Source organism: Nocardia xishanensis NBRC 101358, assembly GCF_001613365.1.
Lineage (GTDB): Bacteria > Actinomycetota > Actinomycetes > Mycobacteriales > Mycobacteriaceae > Nocardia > Nocardia xishanensis.
In genome coordinates this window covers 401,200-426,903 of sequence record NZ_BDCF01000001.1, presented here as the reverse complement: position 1 = coordinate 426,903, position 25,704 = coordinate 401,200, and the positions used below count along the sequence as shown (strand labels likewise).

Genomic DNA, 25,704 nt, shown 5'->3' with positions numbered 1-25,704 from the left:
GTCGAGCCGCCTGTACTCATCGGTACGCGAATACCTGGCAACACCCCACAACGACGTCCAACCTTCCCATTATCCCGGGTCAACGGCCACGGCCACCGTTGGTCGCCGAAGTACGGTGTCGCCCCGGGCCGTGCCTCGGTACATCCCGTGCAGGACCGAGGGGAGGCACGGTTGAAACCGTTGGGGCCACGTGATCCACGGGAGGCGGGCCGGTATCGCCTGATCGCCGTGATCGGCCAAGGTGCGCCAGGGTGCGATGGGCCGCGTACTGCTCGGCCGTGCGCCGGACGGCCGCCTCGCAGTTCGCCTTGCTCGCGAATTCCGGCGGGAGATGAAATCAGTAGCCCTGGTATGCGCCACCCGCGCGCAGTGATACCAGGCCCGGCACATTGTGCACGGATCCGTAGCGGTCGACCGCATACCGGACTCCTGCCACGATATTGTCGACTGGGTTCCAAATATCGTCGTGACCAGAGGCTTTGTAGGCGTTGAAAGTCGGGTCGATTGTTTGCATCAGGCCCTTGGATGGAATTCCTGCCGCCGCATTCGAATCCCAGCCGTTGAATGCGTGTGGATTGTCGCCCGACTCCCGTCGAATGATCTCCGAGATATCCGCAACCAGGTTGGGATCGCTGGTGTCGTAGCCCATCTCACGCAGAATCTTCAGCGCTTCCTGGATCCACTGCGCTTTGTCGCCGGTCGGCATGGGCCCGACCGGGCCGCCCGAACTCATGCTGCCCGACGGTGTGCCGGTGCCGTGCCCGCCGTTACCCGACGACATCACATACTGCGGACTACTCGGCCGCTGCGTGGTGGGTGGGGTGGTGGCGGCCGGGGTGGCCGGCGCCGGTGGGGGGACGAGTTTGGTGTCGGCGAGGCCGTCGAGCGCCGATTGGAGCTTGGTGACGGCGGTGTCGACCTTGCGCTGCGCCTCGGTCGCCACGTTCTCGGCGGTCTGCAGGGCCGTGGTGATCTGGGTTTCCCAGCTCGCGGCGTCGGCGCGGACGCGAAGGCGCAGATCGTCGGCGGCTTGGCCGGTGAGGTCGCGGAGCAGTTCGTCGGTGCGCGCGGTGGCGTCGACGGTGCCGTTGTCGTTCACCGTGAAGCCCGCGATCAGGCCCATGCCCTCGGCGGGGACGGGACCGGCACTGGCGGCTTGGTCGCGAAGGCGAAGCACATTGGATTTGGCTTCGGTCAGGTTGCCGACTTCGGCTTCGAAGGCGGTGGCGAGCGCGAGCAGCGCGCTGCTCACCGCCCCCGAGCGGATCTTCTCGGTGTCCATCCGGGTATTGGCGGCATCGGCGGCCGCGCCGGACCACACCTTGTCGGTGCCGAGCCGGGCCGTGTCGTCGGAGCCCTTGCGTACCGCCGCGTCGAGTTGTTCGGAGAGTGTGCGCGCGTTCGCGCCCGCGGTGCCGACCTGCGCGGGCTCCCAGGCGGCGACGTTTCCGATCGTGAGCGTCATGGCAGTTCGAGCGCGATCGTGCGGAGGCGGGTCGCGAAATCGTCCTCGGCGACCTCGTAGGCGCCCGCCGCGGTGCGGGTGCTGTTGGCGACCTTGTCGAGCCGGTCGGCGATGCGGTGCAAGCACTTGTTGAGCACGTCGGTGGCGTGGCCCGCGGAGTTGCCGAAGCTCGTGCCCGGCAGCGCCGATACGGCGGGATCGAACCCATTGCCGATGTCGAGCCCGCGGATCAGGCCCGCCTCGCCGCCGAGATCGTTCGCGAACTTCTGTAGGGCTTGCGGATTCACCTGCAGCTGTTGCGGTCCGTCGACCATGAAAACCCCCTTCTCCCCGACCTGAAAGTCGCGGCCAGCATAGCAAAATCGTTATGTTGGTCACGGTGTCATCGACGGCGACCGATGTCGTCGAACGGACGGAGAGGTCGGCACATGCGCGCAGCCCAGGTCAGCAAGCTGGAGGGACCGGAAGCGATCGAGATCGTGGAGATCCCGGAGCCCGCGTCGTATCCGGGCGGCGTGGTCATCGACGTGCACGCGGCCGGCGTCGCGTTCCCCGACGTGCTGATGACCCGCGGGCTGTATCAGATGAAGCCGGAGCTGCCGTTCGTGGTGGGCGGCGAGGTCGCGGGCGTGGTGCGCGAGGCGCCCGCCGACGCGCACGTGCGGCCCGGCGACCGGGTGGTCGCGCTGACGCTGCTGGGCAATGCCATGGCCGAGGTCGCCGTGGCGCCCGCGCAGATGGTGTTCAAGCTGCCGGACAACATTTCGCTGGAGGCGGGCGCGGGCATCCTGTTCAACGATCTGACGGTGCACTTCTGCCTGCGCAACCGCGGCAGGCTGGCCAAGGGCGAGACGGTGCTCGTGCACGGCGCCGCGGGCGGCATCGGCACCTCGACGCTGCGCATGGCGGCGGCGCTGGGCGCGGGCCGGATGATCGCCGTGGTGAGCACGCCGGAGAAGGCCGAGGTCGCGAAGGCCAACGGCGCCACCGACGTGGTGCTCGCCGACGGCTGGCTCGCCGCGGTGAAGGAGCTGACCGGCGGACGCGGCGTCGATATCGTGCTGGACCCGGTGGGCGGTGACCGCTTCACCGACAGCATCCGCTCGCTGGCCTCGGCCGGGCGGCTGCTGGTCGTCGGCTTCACCGCGGGAGAGATTCCGACGGTGAAGGTGAACCGCCTGCTGCTCAAGAACGTCGAGGTGACCGGCGCGGCCTGGGGCGAGTGGGTCATGACCCATCCCGGCTACCTGGCCGAACAGTGGGCCGAGGTGGAGCCGCTGCTGGCCGCCGGTGAGATCGCGCCGCCGCAGCCGGTGCTCTACCCGCTGGACCGCGCGGCCGAGGCCGTCGCCTCGCTGGACAACCGCACCGCCACCGGAAAGGTCGTCGTCACCCTGCGCTGAGCGCGGCGGTCGCTGTCCTCTCATGACGCTTTCCCACCGGGTGTTGAACCGGACTTTGTTGCAGCGCCAGCACCTGCTGGAGCGTTCGCCGCTGACAGTGCCGCGGATGTGCGATCACCTGGTCGGCCTGCAGGCGCAGGACGTGCCGCCGCCGTTCATCGGATTGTGGAGCCGCCTCGCGGATTTCGATCCCGAGACGGTGTCGGCGGGGCTGGAGGACCGCTCTCTGGTCCGTATCACATTGATGCGCGGCACGATTCACCTGGTCACCCCGCCGGACGCGCTGCGCATCGCGCCGCACATCCAGCCGGAGCTGGAGAAGATCCCCTTCCGCAAGGGCTTCAACTACGGCGCGATGATCGGCCTCGATCCGGAGGAGGTGCGGGCCCGCGGCGAGGAGGCGCTCGGTGACGAGCCGACGCCGGCCGCTGAGCTGCGCGCCCGCGCCGCGGCGCTGTGGCCGGACCGGGATCCCGGCGCGGTGGTGCAGACCTGGCTGTATCAGCTGCCGGTCCTGCAGACGCCGCCGCGCGGGAAGTGGAAGGACAGCAGCCGTCCGGTGTGGTCGCGAGTCCAGCCGTGGCTGGGCGCGCCGCTCGATCCCGGCTACCCGCTCGCGGAGCTGCTCGTCCGGTATCTGCGCGCGTTCGGCCCGGCGACGACCATGGACATGCAGGCGTGGTCGAAGCTGACCGGGATGAAGAAGGCCGTCGACGCGCTCGGGGACCGGCTGCGCACCTACACCGACGAGCGCGGCCGCGTCCTCTACGACCTCGCCGACGCCGAACTGGCCGACCCGGAGCTGCCCGCGCCGGTCCGGCTGCTCGGCTGGTACGACAATGCCGTTCTGTCGCATCAGGATCGGAGCCGGATCGTGCCGGACGGCGCGACCCCGACGCTGCGCGCCTTCGCGACGGCGGTGTCCCCGGTGCTGCTGGACGGCTTCGTCGCGGGGTTGTACAAGATCTTCCCGCAGTCCGGCGTCGCGCGATTGCGGGTCAGCCCGAGCCGCGTGTGGTCGGCCGCCGAGCGGGCCGAGGTGGAGGCCGAAGCGCTTGCGCTGCTTGCCTTCCTGGAGGGCGACAAGCGGCCGAGCGTGGAGATTCTCGAGGTCGGGGCGGACCTGCGGCCGTGAAACTGGGCGCGTCAGCGCTCGTGGGACTCCCGGTACGCGGGGGCCTTGCTGCTTCCGGTCGGCGTCAGCGTGCGTAGCAGCGGCAAAGTGCGCCGCGGCACCACTGTGGACAGCACGATGACGCTGTGCGAGCGATCCACCGAACTCGTCCGGTCGATGCTGAGCAGTACCGATTGCAGCCCGGCGTGCGAGTCGGCGCCGATGCGGCACAGCACGTCTCCCGAACCGGTCGTCGCGTACGCCTCCAGCACGCCTGGGATGGCCGCGAGTTCGGCGGCCACCGTGTCCAGCGCGCCCTGCGCGATCTCCAGCGTGACGAAAGCCTGCACGTCGAAACCCGCTGCGGTGACGTCGATCTGCGGGTCGTAGGAGGCGATCACGCCCGCCTCCTCCATGCGGCCGATGCGCGACTGCACGGTGGCTCGCGCCACCCGGGTGCGCCGGGAGAGCTCGAGTATCCCCGCCTTCTGATGCTCGTGCATCGCGGTCAGAATGGCGAGGTCGAGTTCGTCCAGCTTCGCCGGAGTGCGTGACATGGCGACCTCCTGTGGGGGCGCGAACGTGGCAGCGTGCCTGTTCGATCCATGCTATTCAAATTGTCCAGCATCCCGCACCGTTTGCTAGCCGAATGAGCCACTGTGTCTACCGAAAATCGGGGCGGTTGCCTACCGGTCGGCGGCGGACGTTTGCTTGATCCATGACCATCGAGCACCTGCCGACCGACGGCGAGCTGCGCGGGCTCGTCGGACTGGTCGACCACGACGACAGCATCGACCCCTTTCCCGTGATCGGCTGGGATGCCCTGGTCTGGGTGGTCGGCAACGCGACGCAGACCGCGCACTTCATGCAATCGGCGTTCGGGATGCGGCTCGAGGCGTATTCCGGGCCCGAGACCGGCAACCGCGACCACAAGGCGTTCGTGCTGCGCAGCGGCGCCGCCCGGTTCGTCGTCACCGGTGCGGTGCATCCGGAAAGCCCGCTGATCGCCCACCACGATCGGCACGGCGACGGCGTGGTCGACATCGCGCTCGAGGTGCCCGACGTCGACCGCTGCGTCGAGTGGGCGCGCACCCACGGCGCGACCGTTCTTGTCGAGCCGCACGACGAGAGCGACGACTGCGGCACGATCCGCACCGCGGCGCTGGCCGCATACGGCGACACCAGGCACACCCTCGTCGACCGCTCCGACTATTACGGTCCGTACCGGCCGGGCTATGTGGCCCGCAACTCCGGCCACCAGCCGCGCGCGGGCGCGCCGACTCGGCTGTTCCAGGCCATCGACCACGTCGTCGGCAACGTCGAGCTCGGCATGATGGACCACTGGGTCGAGTTCTACCGCCGCGTCATGGGTTTCACGAACATGGCCGAATTCGTCGGCGACGACATCGCCACCGAGTACTCGGCGCTGATGAGCAAGGTCGTGGCCAACGGCAACCACCGGGTGAAGTTCCCGCTGAACGAGCCCGCAGTCGGCAAGAAGCGCTCCCAGATCGACGAGTACCTGGAGTTCTACCGCGGGCCCGGCGTCCAGCACATCGCGCTGGCCACCAACGACATCCTCACCTGCGTCGACAACCTGCGCCGCGAGGGAGTGGAATTCCTGGAAACACCCGACACCTACTACGAGGACCCGGAACTGCGCGCCCGCATCGGCCGGGTGCGAGTACCGGTGGCGCAACTACAGCGCCGAGGCATCCTGGTCGACCGCGACGAGGACGGCTACCTGCTCCAGATCTTCACCAAGCCACTCACCGACCGCCCCACTGTCTTCTTCGAACTCATCGAACGCCACGGCTCCCTCGGCTTCGGCAAGGGCAACTTCAAGGCCCTGTTCCAAGCGATCGAGCGCGAACAACACGCCCGCGGCAATCTCTAGGGCCGCGAAAGACCCTCTGGTCGGGCGTATTTCGACGATTGCGAGCATGCTCGGATGCGATGGCCGGCGGCGATGATGCGCCGCCGGTCCGTCGGCGCCATGCCTTCGGGACGGCCCCTCGGTAGAGTCGTCGGCATGGTGTGTTCACGAAGCGTGGTCCGGCTGGATCGCCGTCGCGCGGGCACCCGGGTACCGGCGACCGTTTTCCGGGTTTCGTTGTCGAAAGAGGTGTCGTGATCCCTTCCTGGAAGGTTCGCGTTTCGGCGGTGGCCCTCGCTTCGATGCTTTTGTCCGCATGCGGTGGCGGTGACGGAGGGGATTCGGGCAACGGGCCGCTGCGCCCACCGCCCAAGGTCGCGGCGTTGGGACCGTTCGTCGGCGAGTGCGGTCACGTCACCGACGACGAGGTGCGTGACCTCGGCGGTCTCGGCCGGATCTCGCAAGTGTTCCGTAACTCGGTCGGCTGCAATTGGCAGTCCGCCGGGGCCAGTTCGCCAAGCGTGACATTCGCGTCGTACCGCGGCAGTCCGATCGACCGCGAGCGGGCGTGGGTTTCGCTGCAGGGGCGTGGACCGGAGGTGATCGAAGTGGGCGGCAGGCGCGGGTTCCAGGCGTTGGATCCGAGCGGGCGCGTGTGCGATCTCGCCGTGCAACTGGACGACGACTTCTTCGAGTGGTCGACGTTCACCGGGAACTTCTCCGAGGTGAGCGGCAACCCCTGCGACCGGATGCGGCAACTGGCCGGCCTGACTTTGCAGAGGCTGGGATGACGGCCGGGTGGCGCCGCCGCGTCGCGGGAGCGACAGCGGCGCTGGCCTTGACGATCGTCGCCGCTGCCGGCTGCGGCCAGACGATCCCCGGCGTGCCCGAGCCCGTCGGCGCCGGCGAGCCCGCGAACACCAATTTCGACAAGCTGCTGCGCGAGTGCGAGGTCGTCGACGCCACCAAGATCGGTGAGATCGTGGGTAAGGCCCAGATCGTCGAGGGTTCCTTCCTCGGCGCCGTGTGCATGTGGGATGTCCACGACGCGCCGGGCGGAATGGCCATGGTGACGCTCAACTGGTACGAGCTCGGCACGCTGAACAACGAGAAGATCACCAACGACAAGCTCGGTTATCTCTCGGAGAGCGTGACGGTGCAGAGCAGTCGCGCGTTGCAGACGAGACGGCCCAACGACCCGCACTCGTGCGGTGTCAGCGCGAGCGCGGCCGACAGCGGCGTGGTGGGTTGGTGGATCAATTACCGGCCCGGTTCCTCGCACCCGGACCCGTGCGCCGCGGCCAAGCAATTGCTGGAGCTGACTTTGAATCTGGCCAGGTAAAACGGTACCCAGAACGACCCCACTTTGACCCTGCGCGAAGGCCGCGAGTATCGTGGATCGCTGTGCCCGGAAGCATGCGGGCAAGTTCGTGCGTAGGACGTAGGCCAGCGAGAGCGGCCGACCTCCCCGGCATGCCCGGAATCGGGGTTCTGTCCGCCGCGCGACACGCCCGACCTCGGGACGCGAGAAACGTGGTTGGACGTGCGAGTGAATGCTCGATGAACGGCGGTGCGAGCGTCGGAAACGAAGGCCGAGGGTCTGCGTGACCACGTAGGGGCCGACGTGCACGCCCCGCCAATTGAACACAGACACGAAGTCCAAACACCGCGTTAGACAACAAGGAAAGCCGGTCTATGCCAACCATCAACCAGCTGGTCCGCAAGGGTCGCCGTGACAAGGTCGCCAAGACCAAGACCGCGGCCCTCAAGGGGAGCCCGCAGCGTCGTGGCGTGTGCACCCGCGTGTACACCACGACCCCGAAGAAGCCGAACTCCGCGCTGCGTAAGGTCGCGCGTGTTCGCCTGACCAGCGCGGTCGAGGTCACGGCTTACATCCCCGGCGAGGGCCACAACCTCCAGGAGCACTCGATGGTGCTCGTTCGTGGCGGTCGTGTGAAGGACCTCCCCGGTGTCCGCTACAAGATCATCCGTGGCTCGCTGGACACCCAGGGTGTGAAGAACCGCAAGCAGGCCCGCAGCCGCTACGGCGCGAAGAAGGAGAAGAGCTGATATGCCGCGCAAGGGCCCCGCTCCCAAGCGTCCGTTGATCAACGACCCGGTCTACGGGTCGCCGCTGGTCACCCAGCTGGTCAACAAGATCCTGCTGGACGGCAAGAAGTCGACCGCAGAGCGCATCGTCTACGGCGCGCTCGAGCAGGCGCGCGAGAAGACCGGCACCGACCCGGTCGTCACCCTCAAGCGCGCGCTCGACAACGTCAAGCCGTCGCTCGAGGTGAAGCCCCGCCGCGTCGGTGGCGCCACCTACCAGGTTCCGGTCGAGGTTCGTCCCGGCCGTGCCAACACCCTGGCGCTGCGCTGGCTGGTCAACTTCGCCCGTGCGCGTCGTGAGAAGACCATGGTCGAGCGTCTGGCCAACGAGCTGCTCGACGCGAGCAACGGTCTCGGCGCTTCGGTGAAGCGTCGCGAGGACACCCACAAGATGGCCGAGTCGAACCGGGCGTTCGCGCACTACCGCTGGTGATTGTCGGCCGGCCCGTCGCTCCGTGTCGGCGCCGGAAGGCTCACAGTCGAGAGGCGGCACTTCGGTGCCCCTCCCGGCGTTGACATAGTGATGACCCGACAGGGTCTGGAACCCGAAGATCCCAACTAGCTACGAGCGGGGAAGATTTCCGTGGCACAGGACGTGCTCACCGACCTGAACAAGGTCCGAAACATCGGCATCATGGCCCACATCGATGCCGGTAAGACCACCACTACCGAACGCATCCTCTTCTACACCGGTATCACCTACAAGATCGGTGAGGTCCACGACGGCGCGGCCACGATGGACTGGATGGAGCAGGAGCAGGAGCGTGGTATCACCATCACCTCCGCGGCTACCACGTGCTTCTGGAACGACAACCAGATCAACATCATCGACACCCCCGGGCACGTCGACTTCACCGTGGAGGTGGAGCGGTCGCTGCGCGTGCTCGACGGCGCCGTCGCGGTGTTCGACGGCAAGGAAGGCGTCGAGCCGCAGTCCGAGCAGGTGTGGCGTCAGGCCGACAAGTACGACGTGCCGCGGATCTGCTTCGTCAACAAGATGGACAAGCTCGGTGCGGACTTCTACTTCACCGTGCGGACCATCAAGGAGCGCCTCGGCGCCAAGCCCCTGGTCATCCAGCTGCCGATCGGCGCGGAGGACACCTTCGAGGGCATCGTCGACCTGGTCGAGAACAACGCCAAGGTGTGGCGTGGTGAGACCAAGCTCGGTGAGCAGTACGAGGTCGTCGAGATCCCGGAGGATCTGAAGGAGCAGGCCGAGCAGTACCGCCAGGAGCTGCTCGAGACCGTCGCCGAGTCGGACGAGGCGCTGCTGGAGAAGTTCTTCGGCGGCGAGGAGCTCACGGTCGAGGAGATCAAGGGCGCCATCCGCAAGCTGACGGTGACCTCCGAGCTCTACCCGGTGCTCTGTGGTTCCGCGTTCAAGAACAAGGGCGTTCAGCCCATGCTCGACGCGGTCATCGACTACCTGCCCTCCCCGCTGGACGTCGAGGCCACCACCGGCCACGTGCCCGGCAAGGAAGAGGAGCTGCTGACCCGCAAGCCGAGCGCCGACGAGCCGTTCGCGGCCCTCGCGTTCAAGATCGCGGTGCACCCCTTCTTCGGCAAGCTGACCTACGTCCGGGTGTACTCGGGCAAGGTCGACTCCGGCGCCCAGGTCATCAACTCGACCAAGGGCAAGAAGGAGCGTCTGGGCAAGCTGTTCCAGATGCACTCCAACAAGGAGAACCCGGTGGGTGCGGCCTCCGCGGGCCACATCTACGCCGTCATCGGCCTCAAGGACACCACCACCGGTGACACCCTGTGCGATCCGCAGAACCAGATCGTGCTGGAGTCCATGACCTTCCCGGACCCGGTCATCGAGGTCTCCATCGAGCCCAAGACCAAGTCCGACCAGGAGAAGCTGGGCACCGCGATCCAGCGCCTCTCGGAAGAGGACCCGACCTTCTCGGTCAAGCTGGACGCCGAGACCGGCCAGACCGTCATCGGCGGTATGGGCGAGCTGCACCTCGACATCCTCGTCGACCGCATGAAGCGCGAGTTCAAGGTCGAGGCGAACGTCGGCAAGCCGCAGGTGGCCTACCGCGAGACCATCACCAAGACGGTCGAGAAGCTCGAATACACCCACAAGAAGCAGACCGGTGGTTCGGGCCAGTTCGCGAAGGTCATCATCGGCCTCGAGCCGTTCGTCGGCGAGGACGGCGCGCACTACGAGTTCGAGAACAAGGTCACCGGTGGCCGCGTGCCGAGGGAATACATCCCTTCGGTCGACGCCGGTGCCCAGGACGCCATGCAGTACGGTGTGCTCGCTGGCTACCCGCTGGTCAACCTGAAGGTCACCCTGCTCGACGGTGCCTACCACGACGTCGACTCGTCGGAAATGGCATTCAAGATCGCCGGCGCGCAGGCACTGAAGGAAGCGGCCCGTAAGGCCGGTCCGGTGATCCTCGAGCCGATGATGGCTGTCGAGGTCACCACGCCCGAGGATTACATGGGCGACGTGATCGGCGACCTGAACTCCCGCCGTGGCCAGATCCAGGCCATGGAGGAACGCAGTGGTGCCCGTGTCGTCAAGGCGCTGGTTCCGCTCTCGGAGATGTTCGGTTACATCGGTGACCTGCGGTCGAAGACCCAGGGCCGGGCGAACTACTCCATGGTGTTCGATTCGTACGCGGAGGTTCCGGCCAACGTGTCGAAGGAGATCATCGCCAAGGCGACCGGCGAGTAAGTCTCTCCGGGGCAGGTGGCACACTTGCCCCGGAACTCACCGGGAGTCAGCAAGACCCCGAATTCCCGCACTCGCGGGGATGACCCCCGCACTGCTGCAACTGCAGGAACCAACACAGTCCAGGAGGACCCAAAGTGGCGAAGGCGAAGTTCGAGCGGACGAAGCCCCACGTCAACATCGGCACCATCGGTCACGTCGACCACGGCAAGACCACGCTGACCGCGGCGATCACCAAGGTGCTGGCTGACAAGTACCCCGATCTGAACGCGGCCTTCGCGTTCGACCAGATCGACAAGGCGCCGGAAGAGAAGGCGCGTGGCATCACGATCAACATCTCGCACGTCGAGTACCAGACCGAGAAGCGCCACTACGCTCACGTCGACGCCCCGGGTCACGCCGACTACATCAAGAACATGATCACCGGTGCGGCGCAGATGGACGGCGCCATCCTCGTGGTCGCCGCCACCGACGGCCCGATGCCGCAGACCCGTGAGCACGTGCTGCTCGCCCGTCAGGTCGGCGTGCCCTACATCCTGGTCGCGCTGAACAAGTCGGACATGGTCGACGACGAGGAGATCCTCGAGCTCGTCGAGATGGAGGTCCGCGAGCTGCTGGCCGCCCAGGAGTTCGACGAGGACGCGCCGGTCGTGCGTGTCTCCGGTCTGAAGGCGCTCGAGGGCGACCCGAAGTGGACCCAGTCCGTGCTGGACCTGATGGCCGCGGTCGACGAGTCGATCCCGGACCCGGTCCGTGAGACCGACAAGCCGTTCCTGATGCCGGTCGAGGACGTGTTCACCATCACCGGTCGTGGCACCGTCGTCACCGGTCGCGTCGAGCGTGGCGTGATCAACGTGAACGAGGAAGTCGAGATCGTCGGCATCCGTCCGGAGAAGACCAAGACCACGGTCACCGGTATCGAGATGTTCCGCAAGCTGCTCGACCAGGGCCAGGCGGGCGACAACGTCGGTCTGCTGGTTCGTGGTATCAAGCGCGAGGATGTCGAGCGCGGCCAGGTCATCGTGAAGCCGGGCACCACCACCCCGCACACCGATTTCGAGGGCCAGGCGTACATCCTGTCGAAGGACGAGGGCGGCCGCCACACCCCGTTCTTCAACAACTACCGCCCGCAGTTCTACTTCCGCACCACCGACGTGACCGGCGTCGTGACCCTCCCCGAGGGCACCGAGATGGTCATGCCGGGCGACAACACCGAGATGAGCGTCAAGCTCATCCAGCCGGTCGCCATGGAAGAGGGCCTGCGCTTCGCGATCCGCGAGGGTGGCCGCACCGTCGGCGCCGGCCGCGTCACCAAGATCATCAAGTGATTCCCTGAATCACCGATCTCCCAACGGCGCCGCTCCGCAAGGAGTGGCGCCGTTCGGCGTTTCCGGGGGTTCGACGACATCCAAGGGGGCGGCACACTGCCGAGGTCTACGCGGACCCCGCGTTGCCGAAGCTGGTCACCAGCGAGCCGGAAGGCGATTTCGGTCCGGTCGAGCCGCCCGAGTCCGGTGACGCGGATGTGTAAGCCTCGGGTGCGGCGACCGTGGTCGAGCTATGGACCGGCGGCGCCGCTTGCCGGGTATGCTTGGCCGGTGTCCAGGATTACGTTCGACCCGAATCAGTGCGGTGGACGGCCCTGCATCCGTGGCATGCGAATCAGGGTGAAGGACGTGCTCGAGCTTTTGGCTGCCGGTGAGACCGAAGAGTCCATTCTCGCCGACTATCCGTACCTCGAGCTGGAAGATATTCGCGCCTGCCTGGCGTTCGCTGCCGCCGAGATCGATCATCCGATCCTGCGGACCGCCTCTTGAAATTCCTTGTCGATGCACAGCTTCCGCCCGCATTGGCGCGCGCGATGGCGAGTGAGGGGCACGATGCTGTCCATGTCTGTGATCTGGACATGACCTCTGCTTCGGACCCGGAAGTGTGGAACGAGGGGTTGCGTCGTGGCGCGGCCATCGTCACGAAGGACGAGCACTTCATCCTCCTCGGCCGCGTCCAGCCTGAACTCGATGCGCCTGCGGTCGTCTGGATCAGGATTGGGAATTGCTCGCGAAAAGCGCTTATCGAAGCGGTCATTCCAATCCTTCCCACCATGGTCCAGATGATCGAGGCGGGGGAAAGGATCATCGAAGTTCGGTGACCGCGTCCCCGCGGGGGTAATTCGGTGGACAGTGGGGTGGGCCTGCGGTCGACAAGGGGCCTGGCTACTTTGAACTCGCGACGACCGCGCATCGGATTTGGCCCTGTCTTGCCGACGCGAGCCGGATGTTCGCGCTTCTGTCGGAGCGGACCGATACGGTCGACATGTCGAGCCGTCGTCGCCCAACGGAGGGAAGCATGAGCAGGTCCGCACACATCGATCTCGATATCGTCGAGGGTGCGTTGGAGCACGGAATGCCCTATATCGCTTTGGGTTCCGGGCGTCCGCTGGTGTTCCTGCGCTGGTTCACCCCCGATCACGCCAATCCGACGGGTTTGATGCGCGAGTCCGAGATCAAGACCCTCACGCCTTTGGCCAAGCATGCGCGGGTGTACGCGGTGAACCGAGCGCCCGGCATGGCGGAAGGCACCACGATGGCCGATATCGCGGCCCAGCACGCCGAGGCGCTGCGCGCCGAATTCGATACGCCCGTGGACGTTCTCGGCATTTCCTCCGGCGGATCGCTGGCGTTGCAATTGGCCGCCGACCATCCCGATGTCGTCCGGAAGCTGGTCGTCGGGGCCTCCGGCTTTCGCCTGGAGGAGAAGGCGCGCGCCGCGCAACTGAACTACGCCGAGGCCGCCGCCGAGGGCCGCAGGGCGTTGCACTATATGATTCCCGCCCCGACCACATTCACCGCTCGCCTCACCAAAGGCGCTATGTGGCTGCTCGATCCGCTGGGCCGCCCGAAGAACCCGTCCGACACCCTCGCCTTCGTCCGCGCCGAGGACGCCTTCGACGTCTCGGCCCGACTCGGCGAGATCACCGCCCCCACACTCGTCATCGGCGGCGAACACGACGAGTTCTACTCCACGGCAACCTTCCGGCGCACCGCCGACGGCATCCCCGACTCCCGTCTCGTCATCTACCCCGGCGCCAACCACATGGGCACCGTCAAACACCCCCGCTTCGCCCCGGACATCCTCGAATTCCTTTCGGAGCCGACCGAATAACGGTGTCGCCCGATCACCCGAGGTGGGTCATGCCCGCGGCGACGACCTGGGCGACGTTGAGGATTTCGTCGCCGGTGGGGAGGGGGATGTTGTCGAGGGCGTGCAGGCGGTCGGTGCTGGCGATGGCGAACATGGCCGAGACCCATGCGGCGGCGCAGGCGCGTAGGGTGCCCGGGCGGACGGGGGTCGGCGCGCTGGCCTGGAGGACGCGGACGGTCACGTCGAGGAGGTGGTCGCGCAGGTGGCGGAGCTGGCGGCGCACATCGGGATGGGTGTCGGCCTCGCGCCACATGATCACCCGCAGCACCGAGGAGTGGTGGTCGCGCAGGTTCAGCGCGGCGTCGAGGTTGACCAGGCTGGCGGCCGGATCGCCGGGGGCGACCACGGCGCCGATGTCGGCGATCGGATGCGCGGGCATGCGCTCGGCCATGAGCGCGGAGAGGATCGAGTCCTTGGTGGGGAAGTAGTAGAAGACCAGGCCCTTCGGCACACCCGCGTCCGCGGCGATGGACGCCGTCGCGGTGGCGTCGAATCCCTGTGCCGCGAAAAGACTCTCGGCGGCGTCCAGGATGAGTTGCCGGGCGTCGCCGTCGATCTTGGCGCTGCGGCGGCGCCCGGTCTTGGTGGAACCCGGTCGTCGAGCCCCGCGGCGACCGGGTGTTGGCATCTGCATCAGTGGTGCGTCCTCGTTGCCGTCCGACCGCAGGCCGGATCGCGGTGCGGGATTCGCACGTCATGCATCAGTGGTGCGGAGCCATTCCTCCGGTGGTCCGGTGCATGCGCGCCGTGACCACGGGCAGCGCCGCGATCGCGACGACCACGGTGACCACGCCGACGATCCATGCGGTCCAGGATGCACCGCTGTACTCGGTGAAGTCCATCGCCCACGGCGAGATGAACAGCAGCGCACCGAACAGACCCATCGCGTAGTCGGCCATCGCCATGGCGGGCCGGGCCATCTGCGCCAGACCGGTGAGCGCGATCAGGACGCCGAGGACGATCAGCGTCCACATGGCCCTGTCGTTCGTGTCCACCCACAACGGGGACAGCGCGGTGAAGGCGCCGAGTATGACTGCGAGCAGGTCTTGCGCGCGACTCTCGGTGAACATGGTGTGCCTCCTAGGCTCGAAATATGTCCTGACCTCGGTATAGTCCTGATTGACCGCCCGATCAATAGCTGTCGGGACACGATTCCGTGGCGATAATCGACCTGACCGAAGTGACTGCCACCACAGCAAAACTTGACCAAGCAGACGCTAGGGTGAGTGGCGTGTCAACGGAAGAAGGGGTTGTCGCATGACCGCGCCGATCGTGATCGTGGGAGCCGGGCTCGCCGGGCTGCGCACCGCCGAAGAGTTGCGTCGCGCCGGATACACCGGCGGTCTGGTGCTGATCGGCGACGAGCCGCGACTGCCGTACGATCGCCCGCCGCTGTCCAAGCAATTCGTCCGCGGCGAGACCGACGACACCACGTTGCGTCCCGCGGAATTCTTCGACGAGAAGCGGATCGAACTGCGCCTGTCCACGGCTGTCACCGCGGTGGACACCACCGCGCGCCGGATCACCCTGGCAGACGGCGACGCTCTCGACTACGACCACCTCGTCATCGCGACGGGCTTGCGTCCTCGCCTGCTGCCCGGCCTGCCCGAGCTGAAGGGCGTGCACGTGCTGCGCGGGCACGCGGACGCCGCCGCGCTGCGCGCCGAATTGCGCGGCGCGGGCAAGGCGCTCGTGGTCGGCGCGGGTTTCATCGGCTGTGAGCTCGCGGCCAGTTTCCGCGCGAGCGGCGTCGAGGTGGTGCTGGTCGAACCGCAGCCGACCCCGCTGGCCTCGGTGCTCGGCGAGCACGTCGGCGCGCTGGTCGCCCGCATGCACCGCGCCGAGGGCGTCGACCTGCGCTGCGGCACCGGGCTGGACACCTTCCTCGGCGACGAGGCGGGCCGCGTGCGTGGCGCCGTGTTGTCCGACGGCGCCGAGGTGCTCGCCGATCTCGCCGTGATCGGCGTCGGCTCGCGCCCGGTGACGGAGTGGCTGGCCGACTCCGGCGTCGCGCTCGCCCAGCCCGCCGATGGCGGCGGCGTACTCGCCGACGAAGTGGGCCGGACCTCCGCCGACCGGGTGTGGGCGGTCGGCGACGTCGCCGCGTGGCGGCACGAGACCGGCGAGCGCAAGCGGGTCGAACACTGGACCAACGCGGGCGAGCAGGCCAAGTTGCTTGCCTGCGCGCTGCTCGGAGCGGAGCCGCCGACCGCGGCGCGCGTCCCGTACTTCTGGAGCGACCAGTACGACGTGAAGATCCAGGCACTCGGCACCCCGAGCGCCACCGACGAGGTCACCGTGATCGCCGACGACGGCCGCAAATTCCTCGCGTACTACGCCAAGGGCGGCATCCTCACCGGCGTCGTCGGCGCGGGAATGACGGCCCAGGTCATGAAGGCGCGCGCGAAGATCGCCGCCGCCGCGCCGGTCGCCGACCTGCTCGCCGCGACCTGAGACCGGCCGGAGCCGTTCGGGCGGGGAGGTACGCCTGTAATACGGTGGTCGCTGTGATCGTCGCGCTCATCGACTCGGGGCTGGGATTGCTGCCAACGGCCGCTTGGCTGCGCAAGCTGCGGCCGGACGTGGACCTGCTGCTGCAACTCGATCCGGACGGCGCTCCGTGGGGCCCCAAGCCCGAGCGGTGGACCGTCGATCGGGTGGTCGGCGCGGCCCGCACGTCTATCGAGTCGGGCGCCGAGGTGATCGTGCTGCCCTGCAACACGGCCAGCGTCACCGCGCTGGAACAGGTGCGCGCCGATGTCGGCCCCGGCGTGCCGGTCGTCGGCACCGTGCCCGCCATCAAGCCCGCGGCCGCGGCCTGCCGCTCGGTCGCGGTGTGGGCGACCGCGGCGACGACCGCGAGCAAGTATCAGGCCGACCTCATCGCCGAGTTCGGGGGCGACGCGAAGGTGGTCGGCGTTGCCTGTCACGGGCTCGCCGACGCGATCGACCGCGGCGACCTGGTCGCGGCCCGCGATTCCATCGCCCGCGCCGCCGAACAGACCCCCGTCGACGTCGAGGGCGTCGTGCTCGGTTGCACGCACTATCCGCTGGTCATCGATGCCATCGTGGCCGCGCTGCCGGTCGGTGTGCGCCTCTTCGACAGCGCGCAAGCCGTTGCCGCCCAGACCATTCGGCGCATGGACGCGCTCGGCAGACCAACCACCGGCAACGGCGTGGTTCGCGTACTGAACAGCGGCCGCCCCGGCGCCCTACCTCCCAGCGCCGCGGCCTTCGAGTCGGGACGCATTCTCGGCGCACAGGTCTGATCGTCGCGGCGTCTCGCAGTCGAAAGAGCCCACCCGTCGAACGGGCTGCGCCGATCGGATCGCCTGTGCGCCGGGTGACGGCGGCATCCGGTGGGCCGTGGCATGTATTTGTGACGGCGAGCGCTCCGATGGTGCCGCGAGCGGGTACTCGGCCTCGGCAGATGTCCGGTCGTAGGTTGCTCGTGTTGAATGGGCGTGCGTCGGTCGACGACGCTGTGCCGAGTGATGGGAGAGCAGTCGATGATCGCAGCGGCGCCGACCGCGGCGGATGTGCGGCAGGCCCTCGCGGAGGTCGCGGATGCCGCCGACGCGATTCATCTCCAGCGCTTCTTCAAAACCGGACCGGGAGAATACGGCGAGGGCGACGTTTTCATCGGCGTGCGCGTCCCGACGACGCGCGCGATCGCCAAACGCTTTGCCGCCCTTGATCTCCCCGAGATCGACGAGCTGCTCGACAGCGCCGTGCACGAGGAGCGCCTTGCCGGGCTGGTCATCCTGAACGTCCGTTTCGCGAAGGCGGCCAAGCCGCGCACGCTCGACCTGGCGGCGCAGGAGAAGATGGTGCGGCTCTACCTGGACGCCGTGCGCCGCGGGCGGGTGAACAACTGGGATCTGGTCGACGTCTCCGCCGAGAACGTCCTCGGTCCGTGGCTGCTGGACCGGCCGCGGGATCTGCTCTTCGAGCTGGCCGCCGCTGACTCGCTGTGGGAGCGCCGCGTCGCGCTGCTGACCACCTTCGCCTTCATCAAGGCGGGCGACCCGAGCACGACGTTCCAGCTCTGTGAACAGCTACTGACCGACCGTCGCGACCTCATCCAGAAGGCGGTCGGCTGGATGCTGCGCGAGGTGGGCAAGCGCGTCGAGCGGGCCATGCTGACCGGCTTCCTGGACGAGCACGCACCCCGGATGGGCCGCACCGCGCTGAGTTACGCCACCGAGCACCTCGAGGCCGCCGAGCGCGGCGCCTACCGCGCTGCGCGCTGAGCGCATGCCGGACGCGGCTTGCGCGGTTGCCTTTCTGGAAGACAGGCCGGTGGCGGCACGCACGGTCGGCGCGCCGTGCGCAGACCGGACCTGCCGCCCGAGCGTGACTCAGAACTGAATGCGCAACCGATCCGTCACCGGCCGGGCCTGGCAGCCCAGGATGTACCCGTTCTCGATGTCCTCCGGATCGAGGATCTCGGAGTTCTCCATCTCGACCTTGCCCTCCAGCACCGTGCAGGCACACGAGCCGCACTCGCCTTCCTGGCAGGAGTAGGGCACGTCGAGTCCCTTGGCGAGCATGATGTCGACCAGAGTCTGCTTGCGCGGCCAGCTCAGCTCGTGCACCTCGCCGTCGAGTTCCACCTCGACGGTCGCCGCGTCGGCGGCCTCCTCGTCGCTCACCTCGACCGGCGCCTGGTCGGCGAACGGGTCGCCCGCCAGGGAATTGAACACCTCCGCGTGCGTGCGTGAACGCGGAACGCCGAGCTGGCCGAGCGCGTCGTGCACCCGGTCCATGAACGGCTTGGGGCCGCACATGAAGGCCTCGTAGCCGGTGTAGGGCGCGACCAGGGTGGCCAAGGTGTCGGAGGTCGGCAGGCCGAGCAGCGGTTCGAGCCAGTGGATCACGGCGAGCCGCTGCTGGTGCTTGTCCACGAGTTCGCGCAACTCGCTCGCGAAGATCACGTTGTCCGCGTCGCGATTGGCGTAGACGAGCACGATCTTGCCGGTGCCGCGGGCCAGCGCGGACTTCAGGATGGACATCACCGGTGTGATGCCGCTGCCCGCGCCGAACAGCAGCAGGTCCTCGTCCAGGTCCTTCGGGGTGAAGACGCCGGAGGGCGGCAGCACCTCGAGCTGGTCGCCCGCTTTCACGTTGTCGCACACCCAGTTCGAGCCGTAGCCGCCGTCGGTGCGCTTCACGGTGACCTTGGGCTGGTCGTCGACGTGCGGCGAGCTGGCCAGCGAATAGCAGCGGGCCACCGAGCCGGTGCGGTCGCTGGGAATGCGCAGCGTGAGGAACTGGCCAGGCTTGTACTCGAACTTCTCCCGCAGCTCGTCCGGGACGTCGAAGACCAGCGAGCTGGTGTCGGCCGTCTCGGCGATGACGGCGGCAACCCGCAGCACGACCGAGCGCGAGCCGTGGGGAACTTCGACGGTTGTCATGACGTCCTCTCGAATCCGGCATCGTCGGCGGCCGGGGGAACAGCGGCCGGCGACAAAACTAGAACGTGTTTCAGTTTCATCGTACGTCGCGCTCCGGCTGGTGGACAAGCTGGGCCTCGAGACCGGCGACCAGCACCTCCATGCCGAAGTCGTACGCGTACTTCCCGCGCAGGTCGGAGATGTACTTCGTGGCCCGCTCCACCGACTCGGGAAGCGTTACCTCCGACAGCGGAGACCGGTCGCGCGGGTTCACCCGGCCGCGGCCGAACAGGTAGGTGTGGATCGTCGCGTAGGCGGCGAGTACGTTGCGGTCGGAGAACCCGGCCTCGAACAGGATCTCCATGATGGCGGCGATCAGGTCGAGCTGTTTGCCCAGCATCTGCTCGATGAGCACATCGCCGAGCCCGGGGTGCTTGCGCAGTTTCTCATCGATCTGATCGATGAGCTCGCGCAGGCGCTGCTGCCACGGCCCGGATTCCGGTGGTGGCTTGCGCACTCCCGCCAGCGCGGCGCTGGCGACCAGGTCGAGCAGCTCGCGCTTGTCGGCCACGTAGTAGTACGGCGCCATGGGGGAGACGCCGAGTTCGCGGGAAAGTCGCCGCATCGACAGCTTTTCCACGCCATCCGCGCGAACCACACGCAGCGCGGCCTCCACGATCTCGGACTCCGACAGAGTGTTTCCGCCCCCGTTCGCCTGCATTCGTCCGACTCCCATGCCACCTCTACTGCCGCGGGCATGTGCCGCCCGTCACGTTCTGTTCAGCTGCGCTACACCCGAAGTCTAGAGCGCGACGGTAGGGGCCGGTGGCCGCGTGGGCGGTGGTCGCCTACCGCCGCGGTGCGGCGTGGCGATGCGGCGGATTCGCGTGGCTGGGCAGCGGGGCGGCGCAGTGATTGGAACGTGTTTCACTTTTGCGGCGCTTGTCGCTATGGTGTGACGGGGACTACGCAGACGGTCACAGTCCCTCGTCGAGTTCGGAGGTCTCATGTCGCACAAGTTCATCGCACCGCGCGACACCGCCGACGCGGAGCTCGTCGAGGAGACCCTCATCGAAGAGGTGTCCATCGACGGCATGTGCGGCGTCTACTGACGGGCGAGACCGGCATGCTCGATCTCGATACCCGATGGCGACCGATGGCGCCGCTGCGGGCGGCCGGTATCGCCGGCGAAGACGCCGCGTCTTGTGCGCGCGCGCTCGCGCGACCGGCCGAAGGTGACATGATCATCGGCGCGGCGGATCTCGCGTCCGGCGCCGCGGGAGCCAAGCCCGCGCTGGCGCAGGCCGTCCGGCCGGATGCGGGGGTGGTCCCGCGGTCGGGCGGCGCTGCGCCCATCTCCGCCGAGTCCGCTGCCGCCGAATCCGTCACCGGCGAGTCCGGTACCGCGGCGTCGATGACAGCCTCGCTCGAATCCGGTGTGCCGCAGCGGAATCGCGTGGTGCGCCTGGCGGATCGTTTCCAGACCCGCCTCGACCGCGGCGAACTCGCTGTGTGTCAGCGCTTCTGGGATCTGGTCGATCGCTCGATGCGCAAGCCCGGGCCGATTTCGCCGAAATTGTCGGCGCGGCGGCCATCGCGCGCCTGTGGCGAGAGCCCGCTGACATGAACAGCCGCCGGTTGCCAGCCGTGCGCTGCCAGCCGGCGAGCGCAGGTTATCGACGGGGTCGGCGATGATTAGCTACCAAGTTGCCAAAAGTCGCGACCGAATTGTCCGCAAATGCAGCGCAACACGCCGTGGTTCGAGTCGCGCACGGTCACAGGCCTATTCGTGCGGAATTCCGTTCTTTTTTCGGGACCGATGATGCCCGCGCGCGAATATCCGCCTAGCATGCCAAGAATGCGCCATGATCGACTGCCCGACGGCTTCGGGGTTCGGATCGATCCACGGGTACGCGCATACTCCGGCGGACGCATCCTGATCGGGGGCTCACCGGCCAGGTTGCTAAGACTTGCCCCGGAGGCCGCCGAGATGATCGGCGACGGGTACCTCGAGGTCACCGACCCCAAGTCGGCGGTTGTTGCCAGACGGCTGCTCGATTCCGGAGTGGCCAATCCGCGGCCGCAACTGCTGCCCTCGCTCGACGACGTGACCGTCATCGTGCCGCTGCGCAACAACGCCGACGGCCTCGCCCGGCTGCTGGCGGCGCTGCGCGGGCACACCGTGATCGTCGTCGACGACGGCTCCGACCGGCCGGTGCGAATCCCGGAATCTCGCGGCACCCGCTGCCGGGTCACCGTGCTGCGCCACGACGAGCGGCAGGGTCCTTCCGCGGCTCGCAATGCCGGTCTGCGCGCGGCGACAACCGAATTCGTCGCGTTCCTCGATGCCGACGTGGTGCCGCGCAGCGGCTGGCTCGAGGTCATGCTCGGGCACTTCAGCGATCCGGAGGTCGCGCTCGTCGCGCCCCGCATCGTGGCGCTGGATCCGGAGTCCAACGCGCTGGCCCGCTACGAACACACCCGCTCCTCGCTCGACCTGGGCCGGCGGGAGGCGGCCGTGCGATCGCGCGGCCTGGTCTCGTACGTGCCGAGCGCCGCGCTGCTGGTGCGGCGGCAGGCGTTGCTCGCCGAGGGCGGTTTCGACGAGTCCATGCGGGTCGCCGAGGACGTCGACCTGTGCTGGCGGCTGGAGCGTGCGGGCTGGCGGCTGCGCTACGAGCCGGCCGCGCACGTGGCGCACGACCATCGCGTCTCGTTCCCGTCCTGGTTCGCGCGAAAGCTGTTCTACGGCACCGGCGCGGCTCCGCTCGCGGAGCGGCACGGCACGGGCATGGTCTCGCCGCTGTCGGTGCCGCCGTGGATGGTGGTGGCCTCGCTGCTTTTCGCGACGATGTCGAAGTGGGGTCTGCTCGGCGGCGTCGTCACCCTCGTGACGGCGCTGGCCCGGCTACGGCGGGTGTTCACCGCGTTGGACAACCCGACGCGTATCGCGTCCATCTACCTGGCCCGCGGGTTCTTCTCCGGGCTGTGGCAGTTGGCGTCGGCGATGTGCAGGCATTACTGGCCGGTGACGCTGCTGGCGATGCTCGCCTCGCGGCGCATCCGGCGGATCGCGGTGACCATGGCGGTGGCCGACGGCCTCGCCGACTGGTTCACCCACCGCGACGCGGGCGGGCTCGACCCGTTCCGCTACCTGGCCTACAAGCGTCTCGACGACATCGCCTACGGCACCGGGCTCTGGCTCGGCGCTTACCGGGCGCGCAGCGTCGAGGCGCTCGAACCCACGGCGCCGGCGCGGTGAAATCCACCGCGCCACCGCGCTGATCGTTGTTTACCGGGCCGATGGCCCGCCCGTCGGATGAGCTGGTTCCTATGGTCGACACCCTGATCGTCGGTGGCGGCACCGCGGGGTGCGTGCTCGCGGCGAGGTTGAGCGAAGCGCCCGGTCACACGGTGCGCCTGCTGGAAGCGGGCCCGGTGTGGTCCGCCGCCGCCGAGATGCCGGCGGCGCTGCGCGATGCGACGCGGCTGCCGATCGGGCCGGAGTCGCGCTGGTTGTGGCGGTACCCCGTGACGCTCGCGGCGAGTTCGGACGACGACAGCGCGGTCGAGGCAAACTTGCTGCGCGGCCGGGTGATCGGCGGATCCAGCGCGGTCAACGGCAGCTATTTCGTGCGCGCGACCGCCGCCGACTTCGCGGCGTGGAGTGCTGTGCTCGGCGGCTCGCCAGACTGGACTTTCGAATCGGTGCTGCCCGCCTACCGCGAGCTCGAGGACGACTGCGACTACGGCGACCAGCCCGGCCACGGCCGCGGCGGCCCGATCCCGGTGCGCCGCACGGCCGATCCGACACCGGTGAGCCGCGCGTTCGCCACCGCCGCGCGCGCCGCGGGGTTCGCCGAAGTGCCCGATCTCAACGCGTTGCCGGGTGCTGGCCCCGCCGAGGGCGTGGGACCGGTGCCGTGCAACGTCGACGACGGCGCGCGCGTCGACACGGCGTCGGCCTATCTGCTGCCCGTGCTGGCACGCCGGAATCTGTCCGTGCAAGGCGGAGCCCTGGTGTCGCGCATCCGTTTCCAAGGTGATCGCGCGGTCGGCGTCGACTACCGGCGCGGCGAGACGAGCGGCACGATCTGGGCCGATCGGATCGTGCTGTGCGCGGGCGCGGTCGAATCGGCGGCGCTGCTGCTGCGCTCCGGGATCGGGCCGCCGGACGAGCTCGCGGCGCTCGGTATACCGGTGGTGCGTCCCGCGCCCGTCGGCGTCCGGTTCGACGACCATCCCGAGATCGGTCTGGAGTACCTGCTCGACGCGCCGGCGCCCGCCGCGGTGCCGCTGGAGTACGTGCTGACCCTCGACGACATCGAAATCCGGCCGTACACAGTGCCGTTCGCCGCGGATCGGCACCGCATCGGCGTCGCGCTGATGCGTCCCGAGTCCGCGGGCGTGCTGCGGCTGCGCGGCCCCGATCCGCTCGCACCGCCCCGGATCGAGCATCGCTATCTGGCTGACGCCGCCGATCGCGCGCGACTGCGTGACGCGGTCGCGCTCGCCGCCGACGTACTGCACCGAATACCGGGCGCATACCCGTGTCACCCGCCGCCCGAGTCCGGTCACGATGCCTGGCTACGCGCGAATCTCGCCACCTCGCAGCATCTCTCGGGCACCTGCCGAATGGGCGCCGCCGAGGACGGTGTGGTCGATGCGCGGTACGCGGTGCACGGGGTGAGCGGATTGTCCGTGGTGGATCTGTCCGTCGTTCCGGTGCCGCTGAGCCGAGGACCGCAGGCCACGGCGGTGATGCTCGCCGAACGTGCTGCGGACTGGCTCACATCGTGATGTGAAAGGCGGATGGGTCACAAAATGAGGAGGTTCGCCCCGGGTGTGACCTGGCGGACAAACCAGAACATCCGCCCTTACCCCGGAATACGCGCCGGTACAGTTTGAGCCGGAAAGAAAGGCAAATGGTCAGCAATCTTGCAGGTGGGCGGTCCCCACGGCACGGCGTCGAACCCGGTACGCAACTCGGCGCGCTCGAAGCCTATGCCGCACAAGCACACGGATATCTTAGCGCGGGTGGCGAACAGCTCTCCCAGCTAGCCGGTTTGCTGCGTCCGCTCGTGCTGGAATCCTGGTTGCGCAGCCTGCGTACCGGCGTCGATCCGATGGACGTGCTGAGCGAACGTGGCTTGCGCGGAGCGGATTTGCAACGTTATCGCGACGCTCATCCGATGGCGAGCCTGATGCCGTTGATCGATAAATTGCTCGTGCAGGACGCGGCTCGAACGGGTCTGATTGTCGCGATCGCCGATCAATTCGGGCGGGTGCTTTCCGTGTACGGCAAACCCGAACAAGTCACCGCGGCAGCGGAGATCGGCTTGCGCGCGGGCGACGATCTGAGCGAGCGCAGGGTCGGCACCAATGCGGTCGGTTTGGTTGTCCGCACCGGGCGCGCCGCCTGGATCCATGGGCCAGAACATTTTCTGCACCGCATGCACCAGATCACCGGCGCCGCAGCGCCGGTGCACGATCCGGACGGCAGGCTCGTCGGTGTCCTGGTGGTAGCCGGTGGTGTGCGGGTGGCGAAGCCCGAGATCCTCGCGCTGGTGAAGGCGACGGCCACCGCCGCGGAGATGGATCTGCTGCTCAACGCGATGCGCTCGGGCAGGCACGGCGGCCACGGGCGGGAACGGCCGGAACCGGCGGCGGCCGCCGAGGCGCGCGGGCTCGGCCTCGATGTGCTCGGTCTCGGACAGCCGCAGCTGACCATCGCGGGCGACCGGGTTCCGTTGTCGCAGCGGCACGCCGAGATCCTGCTGCTCTTGGCCGAGCATCAGGAGGGGCTCGGCGCCGACCACCTCGCGCTGCTGCTGGACGACACCGATCTGGACAATGGCACCATCCGCGCCGCCATGTCGCGGCTGCGGTCGGTGGTGGGTCCGACTGTGTTCGGTTCGCGCCCATACAAGTTGCGCGTGCACGTCGCAACCGATGTGGAGGCGCTGCGGGCGGCGCTCGATTCCGGTGATGTCGATTCTGCATTACGGCTCTACGCCGGTCCGGTGCTACCGCGTTCCACCGCGCCGGGAATTATCGATATTCGCGACGAACTGCGCGTCCGGTTGCGCACCGCGGTGCTCGGCTCGCGCGACGCCGCGGTGTTGCGGCGTTGGACAGCCGGTGCGGAAGGCCGCGACGACGCCGCGGCATGGGCCGCGTACCGCGCGACCGTAGATCGCGATTCTCCGTTGTATGCGCAGATCGAGGCCAAAATTCGGGTGCTCGACCGGCGCCTCGGCGCCGATGCAACGCGGATGCAACGTTTCGGCTCATAGTCTGCACATCCGGAAGTGCGATAGCTCACAAAGCGACCTTGTTGTGGTCGCGCGCACAAATCTGCTCGGAGTTAACTGACCCCCGAGAACGAGATGGACGATCGTCCAGATTTTTTTAGCGGAACTTGTTCCTTTTTATTTCTTGACCGCCTAATGTTCGC

General features: G+C 68.0%; 27 protein-coding genes. 20 read left to right on the top strand and 7 right to left on the bottom strand.

Going from position 1 to position 25,704, the window contains the following annotated elements:
* Positions 1-337: 337 nt before the first annotated feature.
* Together NX1_RS01680 and NX1_RS01675 are read right to left on the bottom strand one after the other, a co-directional pair.
* Positions 338-1,465, bottom strand: coding sequence for a transglycosylase SLT domain-containing protein (locus NX1_RS01680; RefSeq protein ID WP_068052474.1), 1,128 nt, complete (start codon positions 1,463-1,465; stop codon positions 338-340).
* Positions 1,462-1,779, bottom strand: coding sequence for a type VII secretion target (locus tag NX1_RS01675; protein ID WP_068052470.1), 318 nt, complete (start codon positions 1,777-1,779; stop codon positions 1,462-1,464). Before NX1_RS01675 ends, NX1_RS01680 begins: the two co-directional genes overlap by 4 nt.
* 114 nt (positions 1,780-1,893) lie before the next feature.
* Here NX1_RS01675 and NX1_RS01670 point away from each other — a divergent pair, with 114 nt between their 5' ends.
* Both NX1_RS01670 and NX1_RS01665 read left to right on the top strand, forming a co-directional pair.
* On the top strand, positions 1,894-2,868 hold the full coding sequence (locus NX1_RS01670; RefSeq protein ID WP_068052468.1) for an NADPH:quinone oxidoreductase family protein: 975 nt from the start codon (positions 1,894-1,896) through the stop codon (positions 2,866-2,868).
* A gap of 22 nt (positions 2,869-2,890) precedes the next feature.
* A complete protein-coding gene (locus NX1_RS01665; RefSeq protein ID WP_068052465.1) occupies positions 2,891-4,003 on the top strand; it encodes a winged helix DNA-binding domain-containing protein in 1,113 nt (370 codons plus the stop codon).
* Between the two features lie 11 nt (positions 4,004-4,014).
* On the opposite strand, the gene NX1_RS01660 is transcribed toward NX1_RS01665, so the two are convergent.
* Positions 4,015-4,539 (bottom strand): Lrp/AsnC family transcriptional regulator, encoded by a 525-nt coding sequence (locus tag NX1_RS01660; RefSeq protein ID WP_068052461.1) that lies wholly within the window; start codon positions 4,537-4,539, stop codon positions 4,015-4,017.
* Positions 4,540-4,700: 161 nt separating this feature from the next.
* On the opposite strand from NX1_RS01660, the gene hppD reads away from it, so the two are divergent.
* The 10 genes from hppD (at position 4,701) to NX1_RS01615 (ending at position 13,812) form a co-directional block, all read left to right on the top strand.
* Positions 4,701-5,879, top strand: coding sequence for a 4-hydroxyphenylpyruvate dioxygenase (hppD, locus tag NX1_RS01655; RefSeq protein ID WP_068052458.1), 1,179 nt, complete (start codon positions 4,701-4,703; stop codon positions 5,877-5,879).
* A 281-nt stretch (positions 5,880-6,160) separates the two neighbouring features.
* Positions 6,161-6,649: a DUF3558 domain-containing protein gene (locus NX1_RS01650; protein ID WP_068052896.1), complete on the top strand. Its 489-nt coding sequence runs from the start codon at positions 6,161-6,163 to the stop codon at positions 6,647-6,649.
* Positions 6,646-7,200: a DUF3558 domain-containing protein gene (locus NX1_RS01645; RefSeq protein ID WP_068052455.1), complete on the top strand. Its 555-nt coding sequence runs from the start codon at positions 6,646-6,648 to the stop codon at positions 7,198-7,200. Before NX1_RS01650 ends, NX1_RS01645 begins: the two co-directional genes overlap by 4 nt.
* Before the next feature lie 353 nt (positions 7,201-7,553).
* Entirely contained in the window at positions 7,554-7,928 is a 375-nt protein-coding gene (rpsL, locus tag NX1_RS01640; protein ID WP_014353064.1) for a 30S ribosomal protein S12, read from the top strand.
* A 1-nt stretch (position 7,929) separates the two neighbouring features.
* Positions 7,930-8,400 carry a 30S ribosomal protein S7 gene (rpsG, locus tag NX1_RS01635; protein ID WP_011211611.1) on the top strand — a complete coding sequence of 157 codons (471 nt, stop codon included), beginning with the start codon at positions 7,930-7,932 and terminating at the stop codon, positions 8,398-8,400.
* Positions 8,401-8,550: 150 nt separating this feature from the next.
* Positions 8,551-10,653, top strand: a complete 2,103-nt coding sequence (gene fusA, locus NX1_RS01630; RefSeq protein WP_068052453.1) for an elongation factor G — start codon at positions 8,551-8,553, stop codon at positions 10,651-10,653.
* Between the two features lie 134 nt (positions 10,654-10,787).
* A complete protein-coding gene (gene tuf / locus NX1_RS01625) occupies positions 10,788-11,978 on the top strand; it encodes an elongation factor Tu (protein ID WP_068052449.1) in 1,191 nt (396 codons plus the stop codon).
* A gap of 195 nt (positions 11,979-12,173) precedes the next feature.
* Positions 12,174-12,467, top strand: coding sequence for a DUF433 domain-containing protein (locus NX1_RS38310; RefSeq protein ID WP_281216013.1), 294 nt, complete (start codon positions 12,174-12,176; stop codon positions 12,465-12,467).
* The gene (locus NX1_RS01620; protein ID WP_068052446.1) at positions 12,464-12,799 is read left to right on the top strand and encodes a DUF5615 family PIN-like protein; all 336 of its coding nucleotides are present in this window, start codon (positions 12,464-12,466) and stop codon (positions 12,797-12,799) included. The genes NX1_RS38310 and NX1_RS01620 overlap by 4 nt, the downstream gene beginning before the upstream one ends.
* Positions 12,800-12,996: 197 nt before the next feature.
* A complete protein-coding gene (locus NX1_RS01615; RefSeq protein WP_068052891.1) occupies positions 12,997-13,812 on the top strand; it encodes an alpha/beta fold hydrolase in 816 nt (271 codons plus the stop codon).
* Positions 13,813-13,825: 13 nt separating this feature from the next.
* Here the strand turns inward: NX1_RS01615 and NX1_RS01610 are convergent, their stop codons facing one another.
* Both NX1_RS01610 and NX1_RS01605 read right to left on the bottom strand, forming a co-directional pair.
* Positions 13,826-14,479: a TetR/AcrR family transcriptional regulator gene (locus tag NX1_RS01610; protein ID WP_068052887.1), complete on the bottom strand. Its 654-nt coding sequence runs from the start codon at positions 14,477-14,479 to the stop codon at positions 13,826-13,828.
* Positions 14,480-14,552: 73 nt separating this feature from the next.
* Positions 14,553-14,921, bottom strand: coding sequence for an SPW repeat domain-containing protein (locus tag NX1_RS01605; protein ID WP_068052443.1), 369 nt, complete (start codon positions 14,919-14,921; stop codon positions 14,553-14,555).
* A gap of 187 nt (positions 14,922-15,108) precedes the next feature.
* On the opposite strand from NX1_RS01605, the gene NX1_RS01600 reads away from it, so the two are divergent.
* From NX1_RS01600 to NX1_RS01590, 3 genes are all read left to right on the top strand, one after another.
* Positions 15,109-16,305, top strand: a complete 1,197-nt coding sequence (locus tag NX1_RS01600) for an NAD(P)/FAD-dependent oxidoreductase (protein WP_068052440.1) — start codon at positions 15,109-15,111, stop codon at positions 16,303-16,305.
* Between the two features lie 53 nt (positions 16,306-16,358).
* Positions 16,359-17,120 carry a glutamate racemase gene (locus tag NX1_RS01595; protein ID WP_068052884.1) on the top strand — a complete coding sequence of 254 codons (762 nt, stop codon included), beginning with the start codon at positions 16,359-16,361 and terminating at the stop codon, positions 17,118-17,120.
* 240 nt (positions 17,121-17,360) lie between these two features.
* Positions 17,361-18,104 carry a DNA alkylation repair protein gene (locus NX1_RS01590; RefSeq protein WP_068052881.1) on the top strand — a complete coding sequence of 248 codons (744 nt, stop codon included), beginning with the start codon at positions 17,361-17,363 and terminating at the stop codon, positions 18,102-18,104.
* Between the two features lie 108 nt (positions 18,105-18,212).
* Here the strand turns inward: NX1_RS01590 and NX1_RS01585 are convergent, their stop codons facing one another.
* Complete coding sequence (locus tag NX1_RS01585) at positions 18,213-19,268, bottom strand: ferredoxin--NADP reductase (RefSeq protein ID WP_068052438.1); 1,056 nt, start codon at positions 19,266-19,268, stop codon at positions 18,213-18,215.
* Positions 19,269-19,344: 76 nt separating this feature from the next.
* A complete protein-coding gene (gene mftR2 / locus NX1_RS01580; protein WP_245668263.1) occupies positions 19,345-19,983 on the bottom strand; it encodes a mycofactocin system transcriptional regulator MftR2 in 639 nt (212 codons plus the stop codon).
* Positions 19,984-20,254: 271 nt separating this feature from the next.
* Between mftR2 and mftA the strand changes: the two genes are divergently transcribed.
* The 5 genes from mftA (at position 20,255) to NX1_RS01555 (ending at position 25,543) form a co-directional block, all read left to right on the top strand.
* Positions 20,255-20,359 (top strand): mycofactocin precursor MftA, encoded by a 105-nt coding sequence (gene mftA / locus NX1_RS01575; RefSeq protein WP_068052435.1) that lies wholly within the window; start codon positions 20,255-20,257, stop codon positions 20,357-20,359.
* Positions 20,344-20,874, top strand: a complete 531-nt coding sequence (locus NX1_RS01570; protein ID WP_068052432.1) for a TrbL/VirB6 family protein — start codon at positions 20,344-20,346, stop codon at positions 20,872-20,874. The genes mftA and NX1_RS01570 overlap by 16 nt, the downstream gene beginning before the upstream one ends.
* A gap of 231 nt (positions 20,875-21,105) precedes the next feature.
* Positions 21,106-22,509, top strand: coding sequence for a mycofactocin biosynthesis glycosyltransferase MftF (gene mftF / locus NX1_RS01565; protein WP_068052875.1), 1,404 nt, complete (start codon positions 21,106-21,108; stop codon positions 22,507-22,509).
* A gap of 71 nt (positions 22,510-22,580) precedes the next feature.
* Positions 22,581-24,047 (top strand): mycofactocin dehydrogenase MftG, encoded by a 1,467-nt coding sequence (mftG, locus tag NX1_RS01560; RefSeq protein ID WP_157119473.1) that lies wholly within the window; start codon positions 22,581-22,583, stop codon positions 24,045-24,047.
* A gap of 125 nt (positions 24,048-24,172) precedes the next feature.
* Positions 24,173-25,543, top strand: a complete 1,371-nt coding sequence (locus NX1_RS01555) for a GAF domain-containing protein (protein ID WP_068052427.1) — start codon at positions 24,173-24,175, stop codon at positions 25,541-25,543.
* Positions 25,544-25,704 lie beyond the last annotated feature (161 nt).